Annotated in this window: 14 protein-coding genes; 13 read left to right on the top strand and 1 reads right to left on the bottom strand. The window is 44.4% G+C overall.

The features are described 5' to 3' along the window. The first annotated feature begins 17 nt into the window (after positions 1 to 17). The 12 genes from ACKTR2_RS07050 to whiA all read left to right on the top strand — a co-directional run bounded on the left by ACKTR2_RS07050 (position 18) and on the right by whiA (position 17,118). The gene (locus tag ACKTR2_RS07050; RefSeq protein WP_407883931.1) at positions 18 to 1,034 is read left to right on the top strand and encodes an NAD(P)H-dependent glycerol-3-phosphate dehydrogenase; all 1,017 of its coding nucleotides are present in this window, start codon (positions 18 to 20) and stop codon (positions 1,032 to 1,034) included. 56 nt (positions 1,035 to 1,090) lie between these two features. Beyond that, positions 1,091 to 1,978, top strand: coding sequence for a UTP--glucose-1-phosphate uridylyltransferase GalU (gene galU / locus ACKTR2_RS07045; RefSeq protein WP_407883929.1), 888 nt, complete (start codon positions 1,091 to 1,093; stop codon positions 1,976 to 1,978). A gap of 273 nt (positions 1,979 to 2,251) precedes the next feature. Continuing rightward, on the top strand, positions 2,252 to 3,193 hold the full coding sequence (gene trxB, locus ACKTR2_RS07040; protein WP_407883927.1) for a thioredoxin-disulfide reductase: 942 nt from the start codon (positions 2,252 to 2,254) through the stop codon (positions 3,191 to 3,193). Positions 3,194 to 3,546: 353 nt separating this feature from the next. Beyond that, positions 3,547 to 5,274, top strand: coding sequence for a phospho-sugar mutase (locus ACKTR2_RS07035; RefSeq protein WP_407884027.1), 1,728 nt, complete (start codon positions 3,547 to 3,549; stop codon positions 5,272 to 5,274). 216 nt (positions 5,275 to 5,490) lie between these two features. After that, positions 5,491 to 7,491 carry an excinuclease ABC subunit UvrB gene (gene uvrB, locus ACKTR2_RS07030; RefSeq protein ID WP_407883925.1) on the top strand — a complete coding sequence of 667 codons (2,001 nt, stop codon included), beginning with the start codon at positions 5,491 to 5,493 and terminating at the stop codon, positions 7,489 to 7,491. 49 nt (positions 7,492 to 7,540) lie between these two features. Beyond that, a complete protein-coding gene (gene uvrA / locus ACKTR2_RS07025) occupies positions 7,541 to 10,408 on the top strand; it encodes an excinuclease ABC subunit UvrA (protein WP_407883923.1) in 2,868 nt (955 codons plus the stop codon). A gap of 287 nt (positions 10,409 to 10,695) precedes the next feature. Next, positions 10,696 to 12,036 carry an APC family permease gene (locus ACKTR2_RS07020; protein WP_407883921.1) on the top strand — a complete coding sequence of 447 codons (1,341 nt, stop codon included), beginning with the start codon at positions 10,696 to 10,698 and terminating at the stop codon, positions 12,034 to 12,036. A gap of 243 nt (positions 12,037 to 12,279) precedes the next feature. Continuing rightward, positions 12,280 to 13,422 carry a YibE/F family protein gene (locus tag ACKTR2_RS07015; protein ID WP_407883919.1) on the top strand — a complete coding sequence of 381 codons (1,143 nt, stop codon included), beginning with the start codon at positions 12,280 to 12,282 and terminating at the stop codon, positions 13,420 to 13,422. Further along, the gene (locus ACKTR2_RS07010) at positions 13,409 to 14,212 is read left to right on the top strand and encodes a YibE/F family protein (protein ID WP_407883917.1); all 804 of its coding nucleotides are present in this window, start codon (positions 13,409 to 13,411) and stop codon (positions 14,210 to 14,212) included. Before ACKTR2_RS07015 ends, ACKTR2_RS07010 begins: the two co-directional genes overlap by 14 nt. A 50-nt stretch (positions 14,213 to 14,262) precedes the next feature. Next, a complete protein-coding gene (rapZ, locus tag ACKTR2_RS07005; protein WP_407883915.1) occupies positions 14,263 to 15,153 on the top strand; it encodes an RNase adapter RapZ in 891 nt (296 codons plus the stop codon). After that, positions 15,150 to 16,157 (top strand): gluconeogenesis factor YvcK family protein, encoded by a 1,008-nt coding sequence (locus tag ACKTR2_RS07000; protein WP_407883913.1) that lies wholly within the window; start codon positions 15,150 to 15,152, stop codon positions 16,155 to 16,157. Before rapZ ends, ACKTR2_RS07000 begins: the two co-directional genes overlap by 4 nt. A 16-nt stretch (positions 16,158 to 16,173) precedes the next feature. Beyond that, positions 16,174 to 17,118 carry a DNA-binding protein WhiA gene (gene whiA, locus ACKTR2_RS06995; RefSeq protein ID WP_407883911.1) on the top strand — a complete coding sequence of 315 codons (945 nt, stop codon included), beginning with the start codon at positions 16,174 to 16,176 and terminating at the stop codon, positions 17,116 to 17,118. Between the two features lie 108 nt (positions 17,119 to 17,226). On the opposite strand, the gene ACKTR2_RS06990 is transcribed toward whiA, so the two are convergent. Continuing rightward, complete coding sequence (locus ACKTR2_RS06990; RefSeq protein WP_407883909.1) at positions 17,227 to 18,138, bottom strand: SDR family oxidoreductase; 912 nt, start codon at positions 18,136 to 18,138, stop codon at positions 17,227 to 17,229. Positions 18,139 to 18,256: 118 nt separating this feature from the next. Between ACKTR2_RS06990 and ACKTR2_RS06985 the strand changes: the two genes are divergently transcribed. Then, complete coding sequence (locus ACKTR2_RS06985; protein ID WP_407883907.1) at positions 18,257 to 18,832, top strand: TetR/AcrR family transcriptional regulator; 576 nt, start codon at positions 18,257 to 18,259, stop codon at positions 18,830 to 18,832. Positions 18,833 to 18,887 lie beyond the last annotated feature (55 nt).

Here is an 18,887-nt window from a genome sequence, read left to right as displayed (position 1 = left end):
ATTAAAAGGAGGAAGTTATGGCATCACGAATCGCAGTGTTAGGCGCCGGCTCTTGGGGTAGCGTGCTGGCCAATTTATTGACCGAGAATGGGCAAAATGTCACGCTTTGGTCACATAAACCTGCTCAAGTTCAAGAATTAAATGAGCGTCATACAAACGCCGCTTACATGCCAAACTTTGAGTATCAACATCAATTAAAAGCAACAACTGACATGAAAACTGCGATAACTGGTGCAGAGGTTGTTTTGTTCGCAGTCCCAACTAAGGCTATTCGTGAGGTTAGCGTCCAAGCTGCCAAAATTTTAGTTAGCAATGAGCAAGCAGTCACTGTCGTTCATGCGACAAAGGGCCTCGAACAGAACACGTATAAGCGTGTTTCAGAGATGTTAGCTGAAGAAATTCCGGCGGCTCAACGTAATGCAATCGTGGTATTGTCGGGGCCAAGTCATGCAGAAGATGTGGCTAAAAAGGATATCACGTTGATTACCGCGGCTTGTGAAAATGAGGATGCGGCAAGAAAAATTCAAAAACTCTTTATGAATGCATATTTCAGGGTTTATACTAATACTGATGTAATTGGTGCTGAATTTGGTGCAGCGTTGAAGAACATTATCGCGATTGGTGCAGGGGCCTTACATGGTCTTGGCTACGGCGATAATGCGAAAGCTGCCTTAATTACTCGAGGACTGGCAGAGATTAGTCGGCTCGGACAGACATTTGGTGCTAATCCATTGACCTTCATTGGCTTGTCAGGAGTTGGCGATCTGATTGTTACAGCGACAAGTGTTAATTCACGCAATTGGCGAGCTGGTAATGAGCTAGGTCAGGGGCAGACGCTGGACGAGGTCATTGAGACCATGGGCATGGTTATTGAAGGTGTGGCAACGACGAAAGCCGCTCACGAATTGGCGATTAAGCGACATGTTGAAATGCCAATTACCGATGCCATTTACGATGTTTTGTATAATGGTGCGGAGGTTCGTTCTGTGATTACGGGTCTCATGCAACGCGACGGGCGTGCTGAACTCGGTTAATATCGCCAGTCAAAACCGGTCGATCATCGACCAAAACACGAAAGGAATTTGTTGTTATGCAAAAAGTTAGGAAAGCCATCATCCCTGCAGCGGGTTACGGTACGCGGTTTTTACCAGAGACGAAGGCAATCGCTAAGGAAATGCTGCCAATTGTTGATAAGCCAACGATTCAATTTATCGTTGAAGAAGCCCACAAAGCTGGCATTGAGGAAATCTGTGTCGTGACTGGGCGGGGCAAACGCTCGATCGAAGATCACTTCGATTCTGCACCTGAATTGGAAGCAGATTTGGCGAATAAAGGTAAAGATGCCATGTTGGAGGCAGTTCAATCGAGCAATGACAGCAATCTTTATTTCATTCGGCAAAACCATATGCGCGGTTTAGGGGACGCGGTCCTGACTGCCAAAGACTTTATTGGTGACGAACCCTTTGTTGTGTTACTTGGTGATGATTTAATGGAAGACCAAGTGCCATTGACTAAACAATTGATTGATCGGTATAACGAAACAGGTGAATCAACCTTAGCTGTCATGCGGGTTCCCCATGAAGAGACTAACAAGTATGGGGTAATTAACCCAGCTCAAGAAGTTAGCGACGGTCTGTTTGAGGTAAAGAACTTCGTTGAAAAGCCTAAGCCTGAGGATGCGCCATCTAACTTAGCAATCATTGGTCGTTACTTGTTAACACCACAAATTTTTGATGCATTGGAACAAACACCTTATGGCAAAGGCAATGAGCTACAGTTAACGGATGCCATTGATTTGTTGAATAAAACGCAACACGTGTATGCGCATGAATTCAAGGGTGATCGCTTTGATGTCGGTTATAAATTTGGTTTGATTCGGACCAACATTGAATTTGGTTTACGTCATCCAGATGTGAAGGATGAACTGCGGGATTATGTCTTACAGTTAGCTGAGGACATTAAAGCGAACAAGCGTTAATTCAAGCGAGATTTAATTTAATTAATACGCCCCTTCTACGAAAAAGGAAGAGACGTATTTTTCATAAAATGATGTAAACATGCACGCCAGACCTGCTTCCTGTGCCCAACCAACAAGCACGATTGGGCCAAAATCACCCATTCATGCCTGTCCGTTGATGCTCAGGATCAAAGCGGACTGGCTCACGTGCTAAACAAAATGATTGTGTTACTTACAAAAAGATAGTAAGATGGATGCACTGATGAGCAGGTAGCTGCGGAAAGGAAGCACAGTATGGCAAATAATTATGATGTCATTGTGATTGGCGCTGGCCCTGGCGGCATGACGGCAGCGTTGTATGCCTCAAGAGCAAATTTATCCGTTTTACTGCTTGATCGAGGCATTTATGGTGGTCAAATGAATAATACGGCCGCGATTGAAAATTATCCGGGCTTTAAATCCATTCAAGGACCAGATTTGGCGAGTGCAATGTATGAAGGTGCCACTCAATTCGGAGCTGAGTACGGTTATGGTGCGGTTGAATCGATCACAGACCATGGTGATACCAAGACCGTCAAAACGGACACAGATGAGTACACTGCTAAGGCGATTGTCATTGGAACAGGTTCGCAGTATCGCAAACTTGGCATTCCAGGTGAAACTGAATTTTCGGGACGCGGTGTTTCCTACTGTGCGGTATGTGATGGCGCATTTTTCCGCAATAAGCATGTGGTGGTCGTAGGTGGTGGTGATAGTGCCATCGAAGAAGGCATCTATCTGACGCAATTAGCTGATAAAGTGACGGTGGTACATCGACGGGATCACTTACGTGCTCAACAGGTTGCACAGGATCGAGCGTTTGCGAATGAAAAGATGGAGTTTGTCTGGAACACCGAAGTGACCAAAATTGTCGGTGACGATATGAAGGTAACTGGTGTGGAACTCAGTAACAATCAAACGGGTGAAACCACCACAATGTCCGCAGATGGTGTCTTTATCTACGTCGGTAATTTACCGATGACAGCACCATTTAATGGATTAAGTATCACTGATGAAATTGGTTGGATTCCAACGGACGGCGAAATGCATACAAAAGTACCGGGAATCTTTGCGATTGGTGATGTTCGCCAAAAAGATTTGCGCCAGATTACCACAGCAGTTGGGGATGGTGGGGTGGCTGGTCAACAAGTCTTCAAATATTTGGAAGACTTGAAAGCCAAACACGCCGTTGTTTAATAACTGGCTGCATTTAAAATGATTATCAATTTAATTTAGCGGGGAACATCGTGTGTTTACCACGGTGTTCTTTTTTTCGGGCAAAATTTATTTGTCGATCTCCATGACTCTGATTCTTGAACCTAACCAGCCAGCGTTAGTCTCCCGGTTTATTCCTTGATATTACGAATATATTTAATGTGTTTGATCCGAAAAGTAATTAGCTTTTACAGCTGTCCCAAATGATTGATTGGCCGACGTTTGTAGCTTAAGCCCAGATCGTAATAGAATTGTCTGGCTTGTTTCGCGCGAGGGACTTAATGCGGTATACTGAAAACGCATACGAAAACAACATCATGAATGGAGATGCGATTGTGGACTGGAAAGAAACTTATCAGACTTGGACGGCTCAGACCGATCTGGAAGCTCATTTAAAAGCGGAATTAACTGCCTTGGCAGGCAAAGATGAAGAATTAGAAGATGCCTTTTACCAACCAATGAGTTTTGGGACGGCTGGCATGCGTGGCGTGATGGGTCCTGGTATTAATCGGATGAACATCTACACGGTACGGCAAGCAACAGAAGGCTTAGCAACTTATATGGATACTTTGGGTGAAGATGTTAAGAAGCGTGGTGTGGCCATTAGTTTCGATTCACGGCATCACTCCACGGAATTTGCTCATGAAGCGGCACGTGTTTTAGGCCAACATGGCATCAAAACCTACATCTTTGAAGGCTTACGCCCGACACCCGAATTATCTTTTACAGTTCGGCATCTACACACGTTTGCGGGAATTATGATCACAGCTAGTCACAATCCCAAGCAATTTAACGGTTACAAGATTTATGGTGAAGATGGCGCCCAAATGCCACCCAAGGATTCCGATTTAATTACCCAGTACATTCGTCAGGTGACCGATTTGTTTGAAATTGCGACCGCTGATGAGACCAACTTAATGACTACTGGCTTGGAAACCGTTATTGGTGAAGACGTTGATCAGGCCTATTTGGATAACGTTGCCACAGTGACCATTAATCACGATTTGGCCAGTGAAGAGGGTAAGGATATGACATTTGTCTTTACGCCGCTCCATGGAACCGGTCGAATGCCTGGGGAGCGTGCTTTGCGTAACGCTGGATTCCAAAACTTTATCACGGTCCCGAGTCAAGCAGAGCCAGATGGCGATTTTCCGACGGTTGATTTTCCTAATCCTGAATTTCCTGAAGCCTTTGATGAGGCCATTAAATTAGGTAAAGCACATCAAGCAGATATTCTAATTGCGACCGATCCTGATGCTGACCGGCTGGGGACAGCCGTTCGTCAACCTAACGGAGATTACCAACTGCTAACCGGTAATCAGATTGCCGCGTTGATGTTGCATTACATTTTAGCGGCCAATCAACAGGCTGGTACGCTACCATCCAATGGGGTGGCGGTAAAATCGATTGTTTCAACGGAATTTGCCACGAAAATTGCCGCCAGCTATAATATCGATACCATCAATGTATTGACTGGCTTTAAATTTATTGCCGAACAAATTCAACATTTTGAAGATACCGGCGATCATACCTTTATGTTTGGTTTCGAAGAGAGCTATGGCTACTTAATTAAGCCATTTGTTCGTGATAAGGATGCCATTCAGGCCTTAACGCTACTCGCCGAAATTGCGGCCTATTATCGTCAACAAGGACAGACCCTCTATGATGGTTTAGAGGCGCTCTATGCCGAATACGGTTATTTCCGGGAACAGACATTGCAGCAAACATTTGAAGGTATTACTGGTCCACAAAAGATCGAAGCAATTATCAATAAATTCCGTACGCAAGCTCCCAAGCACTTTGCCGGGATTGACGTTGCTGCAACAGACGATATTGCTAGTGGAATCAAGACTTACGCAGATGGCCATACCGAAGCACTGGCGTTACCTAAAGCTGAAGTTTTGAAATATTGGTTAGTTGATGGCACTTGGATTGCGGTCCGCCCATCTGGTACGGAACCTAAAATTAAGTTCTATATCGGCACGAATGGTGCGACGTTATCAGCAGCTAATCAGAAGCTGCAAAATTTTGTCGATGCAATCAATGCATTTGTCGCTGATTGAGTCGATCAGTTAAAATAGCTTTGCGAGGTCAAACGACTGTCGCAAAGCTATTTTTAGCAGTGAAGTGAAAATTTCACTGTTTTGAGATCCGGATCGCGTGCGAAAGTATGTTCGGTATGCTAGAATAGTTTCGCTATGTTACCATGAACAACTTAATTGTGAATTATCAATAAAGTAGAAGAAATACAACCACTCACGCAAGGGGGATGGACAGCCATGATTGAACGACAAGCCGATCGGAAGTTTGATCTTGTTTCAAAATATCAACCAACAGGTGATCAACCACAAGCGATTGAACAATTGACTGATGGGATTGAATCTGGGAAAAAAGCGCAGATTTTACTGGGGGCCACGGGGACCGGGAAAACATTTACGATTAGCAACGTGATTGCTAATGTGAACAAGCCTACCTTAGTTTTGTCGCATAATAAAACGCTGGCTGGTCAACTCTATGGTGAATTTAAGGAGTTTTTCCCCAACAACGCAGTGGAATATTTTGTTTCCTATTATGATTATTATCAGCCTGAGGCTTACGTGCCATCCTCTGATACGTACATTGAGAAAGATTCGTCCATTAATGATGAAATTGATAAACTACGTAATGCGGCAACTAGTTCACTCTTAGAAAGAAACGACACGATTGTCGTTGCCTCTGTGTCCTCGATCTTTGGTTTAGGCGATCCTCATCAGTATAAGGATCACGTCATTTCGTTACGTGTGGGTCAGACCATTGAACGTAACGACTTCATGCGTAAATTGGTGGATATTCAGTTTGAACGTAACGATATTGACTTTCAACGTGGTCGGTTTCGAGTGCACGGAGATGTAGTCGAAGTATTCCCTGCGTCAGAAGATCAACGCGCTTTGCGGATTGAATTCTTTGGTGATGAAATTGATCGAATGCGTGAAGTTGATGCCTTGACCGGTGAAGTGGTGGGCGATCGGGATCACGTCACGATTTTTCCGGCAACCCACTTTATGACTAATGATGCCATTATGGATCATGCAATTGAAACAATTGGTAATGAATTGGATGATCGGTTAAAGGTCCTAAAAGACCAAGGCAAACTACTGGAAGCCCAGCGTCTCGAACAACGCACCACCTATGATATGGAAATGATGCGTGAAATGGGTTACACCAGCGGAATCGAAAACTATTCACGGCATATGGACGGTCGGCAACCAGGTGAACCGCCATTTACGCTGTTGGATTTCTTTCCGAAAGACTTTTTGCTGGTTGTGGATGAAAGCCACGTAACCATGCCTCAAGTTCGCGGTATGTATAAGGGGGATCGCTCTCGGAAGCAAATGCTAGTCGATTATGGTTTTCGTCTGCCCAGTGCTTTAGATAACCGGCCGCTTAAGATTGATGAATTTGAGCAACATGTGAATCAAGTCGTATACATGTCCGCCACACCAGGAGATTACGAACATGAACAAACGGATACGGTTGTCCAACAAATTATCCGACCAACTGGATTGCTGGATCCGACGATTGAAGTTCGTCCGATTATGGGCCAAATTGACGATTTGGTCGGAGAAATTAACAAAAGAATCGAACAACATGAGCGAACATTTGTGACCACGATGACCAAGAAAATGGCCGAAGACTTGACTGATTATCTAAAAGACCTCGGCATTCGTGTGCGATATCTTCACAGTGATGTGAAAACCCTGGAGCGGACACAGATTATTCGTGATTTACGACTAGGTAAATTTGACGTGCTTGTTGGGATTAATTTGTTACGAGAAGGAATCGATGTACCTGAAGTCTCACTAGTTGCGATCTTAGATGCAGATAAGGAAGGTTTTCTTCGTAATGAACGATCGTTGATCCAAACAATCGGTCGAGCGGCCCGGAATGCTCACGGTAGCGTCATTATGTATGCTGATTCGATTACCGGGTCGATGCAAGCGGCTATCGATGAGACCAAACGGCGGCGAACAATTCAAGAACGATATAATGAAGAACATCACATCACACCAACGACAATTGTGAAGGCCATCCGCGATAACATTACGGTCGTTACGCCAAGTGGAAAAGGGCAAAAGGAAAGCTCACTTAGCGAAGATGATTTTGACAACATGAGTAAGACCGATCAAAATGCGATGCTGGCAGGCTTAAATAAGCAGATGCAAGAAGCCGCCAAGAAACTTGATTTTGAAGAGGCAGCGACATTGCGTGACACCATCATGGAATTGAAAGCTAAACAATAGTGTGGTAAGCAACCAACAGTGAATTTTTAACGAGGCGGGACACGTATACATGGCAAATGACAAAATTGTGATTCATGGAGCACGAGCTCATAACTTAAAAAATATTGACGTGACCATTCCCCGAGACAAATTAGTGGTAATCACCGGGTTATCCGGATCAGGAAAGAGCTCGTTAGCGTTTGATACGTTATATGCGGAAGGGCAACGGCGGTACGTTGAAAGTTTATCCGCGTATGCGCGCCAATTTTTAGGCCAAATGGATAAGCCTGATGTTGATTCAATTGACGGGTTGAGTCCGGCTATTTCGATTGACCAAAAAACAACGAGTAAAAATCCGCGATCAACAGTTGGTACGGTCACTGAGATCAACGACTATCTGCGTTTGTTATGGGCCCGAGTTGGGACGCCGGTTTGTCCAAATGATGGTACGATCATTACCAGTCAATCGGTTGAACAGATGGTTGATCAAGTGCTGGCTTTGCCTGAACGAACCCGGCTTCAAATTTTGTCGCCAGTCGTGCGCCGTAAAAAGGGACAACACGCTAAGATCTTTGAAAAGATTAAACGTGAGGGTTTTGTTCGCGTTCAAGTGGACGATGCAACGTACGATGTTGACGAGGTGCCAGAGTTAGATAAAAACAAATATCACAATATCAATATTGTGATCGATCGGGTGATTGTTCGTCCTGATAGTGACAGTCGCAGTCGGTTATTTGATTCGTTTGAAGCTGCGTTGCGGCTAAGCGACGGCTATGCGACCGCCGACATAATTGATGGACAACCACTCCAATTTTCCGAACATTATTCTTGTCCAGTCTGTGGTTTCACGGTTGGTGAACTAGAACCGCGACTCTTCTCATTTAATGCCCCAGTAGGCGCTTGCCCTGATTGCGAAGGACTAGGTGTGAAACTTGAGGTGGACGAAGACTTAGTTGTCCCAGATAAGACAAAGACCTTAGCAGAAGGGGCAATTGAACCGTGGAATCCAATCAGTTCCATGTATTATCCTAGTATGTTGGCTCAATTTGCTGAACAAAACCAGATTGATATGGACACGCCTTTTGCTGATTTACCCAAAAAACAGCGTGATTTAGTCCTCTATGGCTCTAAGAAGTCTTTTCATTTTCACTATGAGAACGATTTCGGTGGCGTCCGCGATGTAGACGCAGAATTTGAAGGCGTAATCAACAATATTTCGCGGCGTTACCGTGAAACAAATTCTGATTTTACTCGTGACCAAATGCGCCAGTATATGACAGAATTGACTTGTCAGACGTGTCACGGCTATCGGCTCAACCGACAAGCCTTATCGGTTAAGGTAAATGGCCGACACATTGGTGAAGTATCCGCCATGGCAATTGGTGACGAAGTGCCATTTTTTAAACAGCTTGAGTTAAGTGAACAAAATCGCGTGATCGCTGAACCGATTGTCAAAGAGATCAGTGATCGTTTATCGTTTCTGGAAAATGTCGGTTTAGATTATCTAACAATGAGTCGCTCAGCGCGTACCTTATCTGGGGGCGAAGCGCAACGGATTCGTTTGGCGACCCAGATTGGATCTAATTTATCGGGTGTATTGTATATCCTTGATGAGCCATCAATTGGCTTACATCAACGCGATAATGATCGATTGATCAGCTCGTTAAAGAAGATGCGTGATTTGGGTAATACGTTAATCGTCGTTGAACATGATGAAGATACGATGCGCGCCGCCGATTATTTGATCGATATTGGCCCTGGTGCCGGCGAAAATGGCGGCCAGGTGATGGCTGCAGGGACCCCCAAGCAAGTTGAACGCAGTCGCAAGTCCTTAACCGGGAAATACTTATCCGGCAAAGACTTCATTCCCGTTCCATTAAAACGTCGAGCTGGCAATGGTAAGGCGATAGTCCTAAAAGGAGCTGCTGAGAACAATTTACAAGATATTGACGTGCGCTTTCCGTTGGGTGAATTAACCGTCGTGACCGGGGTCTCTGGTTCTGGCAAATCGACATTGGTTAATTCTATTTTAGAAAAAGTATTGGCTCAGAAATTGAATCATAATTCTGCTAAGCCTGGTAAGTACAAGAGTATTGCTGGCGTGAATAACATTGAAAAAATTGTCGACATTGATCAGTCGCCAATCGGACGGACGCCGCGCTCTAATCCAGCCACGTATACTGGGGTCTTCGACGATATTCGCGATTTGTTTGCTCAAACAAATGAGGCCAAACTCCGCGGATATCAAAAAGGGCGTTTTTCGTTTAACACAAAAGGCGGCCGGTGTGAGGCGTGTCACGGGGATGGCATTTTGAAGATTGAAATGAATTTCCTACCTGACGTTTATGTGCCATGTGAAGTTTGTCATGGATCACGTTACAATTCGGAAACCCTTGAAGTGACTTATAAAGGTAAAAATATTGCGGATGTGTTGAACATGACAGTGTCCGAAGCGTTGGCCTTCTTTGGCGCCATTCCTAAGATCACACGGAAGCTACAAACGATTGTTGATGTTGGACTAGGTTACGTTCACCTTGGTCAATCAGCAACCACCTTGTCTGGTGGAGAAGCGCAGCGGATGAAGTTGGCGTCAGAGTTACACAAGAAGGCGAACGGACGCAATTTCTATATTCTAGACGAACCGACGACTGGTTTACACACCGACGACATCAAACGCCTATTAGGTGTGCTTCATCGATTAGTTGATAATGGCAACACGGTTTTAATCATTGAGCATAATTTAGATGTGATTAAAACAGCAGATCACTTGATTGATTTAGGCCCAGAAGGTGGTGCCGGTGGTGGATCAGTGATTGCAACGGGAACGCCAGAAGAATTGGCTGAGGTTTCAAATAGTTATACAGGACAGTATTTGAAACCTGTTTTGAGGCGTGATTTAGAGCGTACTCGTGAAGCTATGGCCAAAACTAAAAATTAAGGGTGCAGCTGAATTAAGTTATTTTAAGACTGTTTTTCGAGTATGGTAAGATCAGGCGATGAATGACAAGCTAATAAGAGCGAACTTCGAATAGTGATGATCCATCACTGCTTGAAGTTCGCTCTATTACGTTGTGCGATCCGCATGTGTGGTCCCACTTTTATTGATTCGATTGATGGTTTTTATCTTTACCCAGTTCGCACATATGCTTGCATCGGGCGTTTAGTCTCTGATAAACTTATTTTGATTAAGTTTATATAAGCATTTAGGGAGAGAATACTAATAAAATGCCATCATCTACGCAACTACGACGTTCTTTGGGGCTTTGGTCGGCCCTAGCGTTGGTCATCGGTACCGTCATTGGATCTGGAATTTTTTTCAAGCAGGCCTCGGTATTGCAACTGACGGGTTCAACCGATTTGGCCATGTTAGCCTGGCTGTTGGGCGGATTAATTACACTAGCAGATGGATTGACGTTATCTGAAATCGGTTCACAAATTCCAACGACTGGTGGGTTATATCAATATATGGCCCATATTTATGGTGAGTTTTGGGGATTCTTATCCGGATGGATGCAGGTAATTGTTTATGCACCGGCCATCGTTGGCTCGATTGCTGGCTATCTAGGACTGTTGGCCGTAAACTTTTTTGGATTATCCGCCAGTTGGAAAGCCCCGATCGCGATTGGGACGATTGCCTTGATTGCGGCCTTAAATATGTTAGCTAATCGTTACGGGGCTACTTTTGCCATCGTGACTACCATCTGTAAGTTGTTACCAATCATTGCGATTATCTTTTTTGGGTTATTTTTTGGTCATGAGCAAGCTTTTGGGGCAACAGTGTCTGGAATCCATCATAGTGTTGGTAATTTTGGTGTAGCCGTTTTAGGAACAATTTTCGCTTATGACGGGTGGATCTTGATCACCAATTTGGGTGGCGAGATTAAACGACCAGAAAAGCTGTTACCATTGGCCATTATTTTGGGAATTCTGATTATTATTGCGCTGTACTTAGGCGTTACTTGGGGAATTTTTTCCTCATTGGCGGCCAATAAGATTAATGCGTTGGGACAGAATGCGACCGCTTATTTTGCTTTAAATGCGTTTGGCTCAATTGGCGGACGACTGGTCAATATTGGCATTATGATTTCTATCATTGGTGCCTTGAATGGTAAAATGATGTCCTTTCCCCGAATTTACTACGCAATGGCAGTTAAACGGCAGTTACCTTTTGCTAAACGATTTAGCCATTTGAACCGGGCCACACAGACACCTGTGTTTGCGACGGCAACGTTGTGGGTGATGACTAGCGCAATGATTTTGTTGGTTGATACGGATCGATTATCAGAACTTTGTATTTTTGTGATGTACAGTTTCTATATTGCGGCCTTTGTCGGCGTTTTTGTTTTGCGGCATCGGCAAGGTGGCCGGCCAAGCGGATTCAGTGTACCTTGGTACCCGTTGGTGCCAATTCTGGCCATTATTGGTACTGGTTTTGTCGTAATTAGCGAGCTGGTTTTTGACATTGTTGGCACCGTTACCTCGATGGGGTTTATCGCTTTGGGGGTGCCACTGTATTATTGGCTTAAACGTCACTATCAGGGAAAAACGTTTGATTCAACTTTATGATTGACAATTTGGAGTGGGGCATAAGTCGTCGGTAAGTGATGCGCAATAAAACGCGGCATTACGGGGCTTATGGCCTGCATTTTAGTTATATAGATTTGAAAATAAAATTTACTTTTTGCTTTTGACCAGTTGGTTGCTTGGTTGAAGGACTTTAATTTTGGTAACAAAAGCGGTCGTATGGATAATCGTCGTTTAGCTTGGTGGTAGAATGGGAGCCATCTTAAGCGAGGTGAGGCCGGAATAATGAAAGAAGAGCAGGCTCATTTTAATTGGCGGCGTTGGTGGCTAGTCGGCCTTGTGATTTTAATTGGTGGCATTGGCGTGATTGCGGTGCATTTTGATGCGCGGCTATATCAGCAACCCTTGGCACGAATTACACGGGTGACGAATCATCGGCCGGTTAAACAAACCGATGAATTTGAAAATCAGGATAGTCAAACTAATCAGCAATTAACTGCGGTGTTGATTAATACACAACATCGTGGTCAAAAATTACACATAACTAATACATTCAGTCGATCAGCGGCGATGGATCAAGCCTATCATGTTGGTAATCAAGTTTTTGTAACCTTACCCACTCATCATAATCCGAGTGTGATTAAGGGAATTAAACGCGACACGACTGTGGCATTCTTAGTCTGGATCATTTTCAGCTTTTTGTTGATCTTTATGCCTCGCGCCGGCGGGTTGGCAGTGTTGTCTGTCTTATTGAATGCGGGATTATTTTTTGGGGCAATTGAACTGGATTTAACTTTAAAAAATGCTAATGTCTTTGTGATTTTCAGTTTTGTTGCCATCATTTTTGCTTTTTTGACGTTGTGGTTAGTCTTGGGTTGGCGCAGACAAATGTTGATTACATTTGTTGCAACCTGTTCAGGCACCGCCTTAGCCATGCTTATTAGTCTGAGTGTCTTTGCTTTGACTCATGAGCGTGGTATGCATTACGAAGGGTTACAGTATGTGACGACCCTACCAAGGCCCCTATTCTTAGCGGAAACCTTGCTAGGCTCTTTAGGCGCGGTAATGGATGAGTCAACCGATATTGTCGCGACCCTCTTTGAATTACGCCGTGAGCGCCCCAGCATTTCCGCACGACAACTATTTATTTCAGGCCGTAATGTTGGTCGATCAATCATGGGTCCGCTGATTAATGTCTTGTTACTGATTTTTGTCGCAGAAACATTTCCTATGACCTTATTGTTTTTAAAGAATGGTAATAATTGGGGCTATACGTACATGATGAATATGTCATTAGGTGTTATTCAAACCTTAATCAGTGGTTTAGGGATCGTCTTAGCGATTCCGGTGGCGAGCTTTGTGGCCAGTCGATTAATGTCTCGAATAATTCCGGCCAAAGACAAGGGGGGGCATGATGACAACATTTAGTGGATTAGCCTTGATCTTACTCTTAGCGATGTGGCTGGTGGGTGGCAAACAAGGATTTTTAGCATTTATCAGTTTAGGTTTCAACTTTGCTTTGCTGTTTATGACCATTGTCCTCATTCAATTTCATCTGCCGCCGTTGCCAGTTACTCTCGTGATGGGGGTGATTATTTTAGCGGTCACGATTTTCTTTGGTAATGAAGATGATTATAGTACGACAACCGCCTTTTATGCTGCCGTGGTGGTCATGGTATTGTTGATGTTACTAATTATTCCAGTCGAGCACTGGGCTAGTGTTGCTGGTTTTGGTGAGGAAGACAGCGATGATTTAGAGGGGATGTCCTTGCTGATTGGTATTTCGTTTGTAAAAGTCAGTATTGCCACTGTGATTCTCAGCACACTAGGAGCCATTGCTGAAGCCGCGATGGCGATTTCGTCTGGTCTATCAGAAATTGAAGAGCAACAACCCTCAATTACGGGCAAACGCCTGTTTAACGATGGGATTAACGTGGGTAAACAGATCATCGGCACAACTTTCAACACGTTATTCTTTGGTTTTTTTGGTGGCTTTCTAGCACTGTTCATCTGGTTTGCGGGTCTGCACTATTCATGGGGCATGATGCTTAATGATAAAGTGTTCGTCGCCCAATTGACGACGGTCTTATTATCATTTGTTGGTGTGTTAGCGACTGTTCCCATTACTGCAGCTGTTGCAGGCTGGCGATGGGATCATCGCTCAGTGGAAGTAAAGCGAACTTTAAGCGTACAGCCCAATCAGGAAAAGGAAAAATGACACACCCGGTATGTTATAATGTTAGAAACAGTGAAAGGGAAGGATAACGCATGGCCCAACAGCTAGACTTAGTGATTATTACAGGAATGAGTGGTGCTGGTAAAACGGTTGCCATGCAAAGCTTTGAAGACTTAGATTATTTTGTGATGGATAATATGCCACCGAAATTGTTGCCAAAATTTTGGGAATTAGTGAGACAATCCGGTAAGGTTAACAAGGTCGCGTTAGTTGTTGATTTACGTTCTCGCGAGTTTTTTGATGACTTACAAGAAATGCTGGCGATTTCGGCCAGCACAGGATCGGTGCGCACTTCGGTTCTGTTTTTGGACGCGTCTGATGGTGAATTAGTGGCCCGTTATAAAGAAACTCGGCGCGCGCATCCACTGGCAATGGAAGGTCGCGTGCTTGATGGCATTCGTCAAGAACGGGCATTATTATCAGAATTAAAAGAACGCGCCGATCTGGTGATTAATACTGATGCTCTGACACCGCGGCAATTACGAGAAGAGATTTTTAGCCAATATGCAGATGAACAGGGACCAGCCAATGAATTTCATATCGAAATTCTGTCTTTTGGTTATAAGTATGGGTTACCAATCGACGCGGATATTGTAATGGATGTACGTTTTTTGCCTAATCCGTATTACGTGGCTGCGCTGAAACCACTAACTGGCCTAGATCAGCCAGTTTATGACTACGTGATGGCTCAACCGGCGACCACGCCTTTTTACCAGCAATGGTTAAGCTTATTACAACTTGTTATGCCAGACTATCAACGGGAAGGCAAGACGAGTTTAACCATTGCGATCGGGTGTACGGGAGGTCAACATCGTTCAGTGGCGATCGCTGCTCGGCTTGGCAAGGATTTGGCCGCGGATCATCGCGTTCACGTCAGTCACCGAGATATCAATAAACGAAAGGAAACGGTGAATCGATCATGACGCAAGCTAATCAACGCCGGCCCCGCGTCGTTGTCATTGGTGGCGGCACAGGTCTACCAGTGGTATTGGATTCCTTACACAAGCAAGATGTTGATGTAACAGCGGTGGTGACAGTTGCTGATGATGGTGGTTCTTCAGGAATTATTCGCAATTATATTAACGTCGTGCCACCTGGTGATATTCGTAATGTGATGGTGTCCTTATCGAGCTTATCTCCGTTAGCCTTGCGGGTTTTTCAATATCGTTTTGAAGCTAATGACAACTTTTTCTCTGGTCACGCGATTGGTAACTTAATTATTGCCGCGCTGACAGAAATGGAGCACGGAGTATTTGGGGCGGTTCAAGAGTTGTCACAGATGATGGCCGTGGATGGTCACGTTTATCCAGTCGCCAATGAGCCGTTAGTGCTGCATGCGGAATTTGCCGACGGGGCAACGGTTGCTGGGGAAGCGGAGATTACGGCGGCTCATCGCCAAATTAAACGCGTCTGGGTGACCCCACAGCCTGACGCTGGTACCACTGTTGCAACAGCAATGCCAGCGGTTGTTGACGCCATTTTGGCTGCGGATTTAATTGTCCTAGGTCCGGGTAGTTTATTTACGAGTATCTTACCGAATCTGATGGTCAGTAACGTCGGCCAAGCCATTAAGACCACGACGGCTGAAGTCGTCTATATTTGTAATATCATGACCCAAAAGGGTGAGACGGATCACTTTACCGACGCTGATCATGTGCGGGTGTTAAATGAACATGTCGGTGCCAATTTTGTGGATACAGTATTAGTGAACACGGCTAAGGTACCAGAAGATTATATGGATTGGAAACGGTGGAACGAGGTTTCCACGCAAGTGACGTCTGACCCGGAGGCGCTGGAAAAGATGGGGACAAAGGCAATACGTGCCAATTTGTTGAAGCTGCGTGATGCGGGAGCCTTTCACGACGGTGCCAAAGTTGTGGCTGAGTTAATGAAGTTATTAAAGCAAAAAGATCTGAGTGAAATTTAGGAGCGGTGGTAGCCAAATGTCATACGCAAGTGATGTCAAAAAGGAACTGACCGGGTTAACGGTGCATGCTGCCAATGGCAAGGCGGAATTGATGGCATTAATTCGCATGAACGGAGCCGTTAACCTAGTGAATCATGCGTTTATCTTAAATGTACAGACAGAAAATCCGGCAATCGCACGGCGAATTTATTCGCTTTTAAAACAATTTTATCGATTAGAAGCAGAATTGATTGTGCGGAAAAATGTCAAGTTGAAGAAGAATAATATGTACGTTGTTCGGTTACGAACGGGAACTCAGCAAGTGTTACATGATTTACATGTGATGGGAACCGCGGGTATTGAAGAAGTGGTGCCTGAGGGGACACTAAATGATGATAGCGAATTTCGTTCATATTTACGTGGCGCCTTTTTGGCCGGTGGGTCTGTCAACAATCCTGACACAAGTCGCTATCATCTAGAGATTTACTCTTTATATGAAGAGCAAAATGAACAAATATGTGATTTTATGAATCGCTATGAACTCAATGCCCGGATGACAAATCGGCGCAGTGGCTTTATCACATACCTTAAAGAAGGCGAGAAAATTTCCGATTTCTTGACTTTAATTGGGGCCACCAACGCGATGTTGAAGTTTGAAGATGTGCGGATCATGCGAGATATGCGCAATTCGGTTAATCGATTAGTGAACTGTGAAACGGCCAACATGGAAAAGGTGGCAACGGCTAGTTCAAAGCAAATCGAGAATATTGAGTACATTCAAGCTCGGGTAGGATTAGGGCAACTTCCTGATAAACTGCAAGTGATGGCCGAAACACGGCTTGCCAATCGAGAAGTGAGTTTAAAGGAATTAGGCGATTTAATTCCGGGAGGCCCGATTTCCAAGTCAGGCGTTAATCACCGACTACGTAAAATAAATGAGTATGCTCAAAAACTACGTGACAACAATGACCTCTCAGCCTAGATTTACTAAGGCAATACTAGTTGCTACCAATCAGAAAAGGCACCATTTCCACAAAATTGGAAATGGTGCCTTTTAATCAATCTGGACAAGTCATTCATGTGTTTTTATTTAGTGCGCAGTCAGATGGGCGACGTTTTCAGGATTATTTAAGAATGTTGCGAGATCAGCTAAGAGACCAGGATGAGTCGGATGCCAATTGAGCGCGTTTTGAGTCCAGTCACTACTAGTTGGATTATCTTGCTGAATTCCATTAGTAAACCAGCCAAAGTAAGCCTCAGCATCGGCTGGTGTTAAAGCGGTAATCGGAAGTTTCAAGGATTGACCAATCGTGGTTGCGATCGCTTTAACCGTAATCCCAGTTTCAGCGGCTGCGTTGTAAACGGCGCCAGCTTCGCCATGTTCTAACGCAGCAACAAATAAATCAGCAGCATCCAATCGATGAACCGATGGCCATCGCGTCGTTCCTTCGCCGACGTAAGCTGCTTGACCGTGTTGGACGGCTAACCCAGCAAGTAATGTGCCAAAGCCCTGCCGATGCTCATCGTGAACCGTTGGCGACAAACGAACAGCCATGCCTCGGACACCTTCCTGAGCTGATTGGCGTGCCAAACTCTCTGACACGGCCCGACCAGTTAACGGAGCAGTGTCCTGTTCTGTTGCACTGCGTCCTAAATCAGTAACCATTAAAGTTCCTGACGTGTTCACAAATGGTTTATTACTGCCAGCTAATGCAGCAAGCATGGCTTTAACTGCAGCAAGATCTTGTGCCACTGCTTCGTCGTAGTGGTTGAAGTCATTATTATAGCCTAGGTGGAGAACGCCATCAGCCTGTTGCGCGGCTTCAGCTAGGGTTGTTAAATCATCCAAAGTTCCGCGTAATGAGGTAGCGCCTAAGCCAGCTAATACTTGATCACCGTGTGTTGATCGAGATAAACCAGTAACCTCATGTCCGTGTGCAATGAGCTTTTTTACAACAGCCGATCCGATAAAGCCTGTACCACCAGTCACAAATAATTTCATTTTCATGTACCTTCTTTGATTTAATTTTAAATGATAAGTTTATCGGCAATGATTATAAACGATAGATCTATCATAATCAAGCATTGACTTTCAAATAAATCCTAATTATATTCAAAACATGAAAAAGAAAAGTCAGAAAAAGTATGAGGCGATTTTGGATGCGACGGCTCAATTAATCCTCAGTAAAGATGTTGGCGATGTTTCCACAACCGCAATTGCGCAGGCCGTGGGAATTCCTCAATCTAGTATTTATACCTACTTTGATAACCGAGCTGCATTATTAGCCGCATTATTTCTTCGAGAAATAAAAGCATTATATCAAGCTGATTATGACGTTGCTTTGAATCAACCAATCGCTTCGTTATTGCAGCATTATTTGACGAACTTATTTAAATTCGCGTTAGAACACCCAGATAGCATGACCGTGATTGAAAAGCTAAAGTCTGAAATGTGGATTGATGTAAAGACAGTTGCACAAGTTGAAGAGTGGGTGAGCCAAACGCCAATTCAGCAGCTACTCGCAGCTAATTTACATAATGGGACTTTTAGATCGGTTGATATTTCATTGGTGCGCAATTTGTTGTTTTCGACGATCAAGATACATGCCGATAATATTTTAAACGGAGTGTACACCCAAAACGAGCGACCGTTTAGTGAAGTGTGCGAGTTATTAATCGCAGCCTTAATGAAATGAAGTTAGCTGTGGAACGCTGATTGACAGCACTGACTAAAGCACAAAACCCGTGTTT

The sequence above is a fragment of the Furfurilactobacillus curtus genome (assembly GCF_045862785.1).
Classification (GTDB): Bacteria; Bacillota; Bacilli; order Lactobacillales; family Lactobacillaceae; genus Furfurilactobacillus; species Furfurilactobacillus curtus.
The sequence above is the reverse complement of the archived record's forward strand: the minus strand, read 5'-3'. Positions and strand labels throughout refer to the sequence as shown.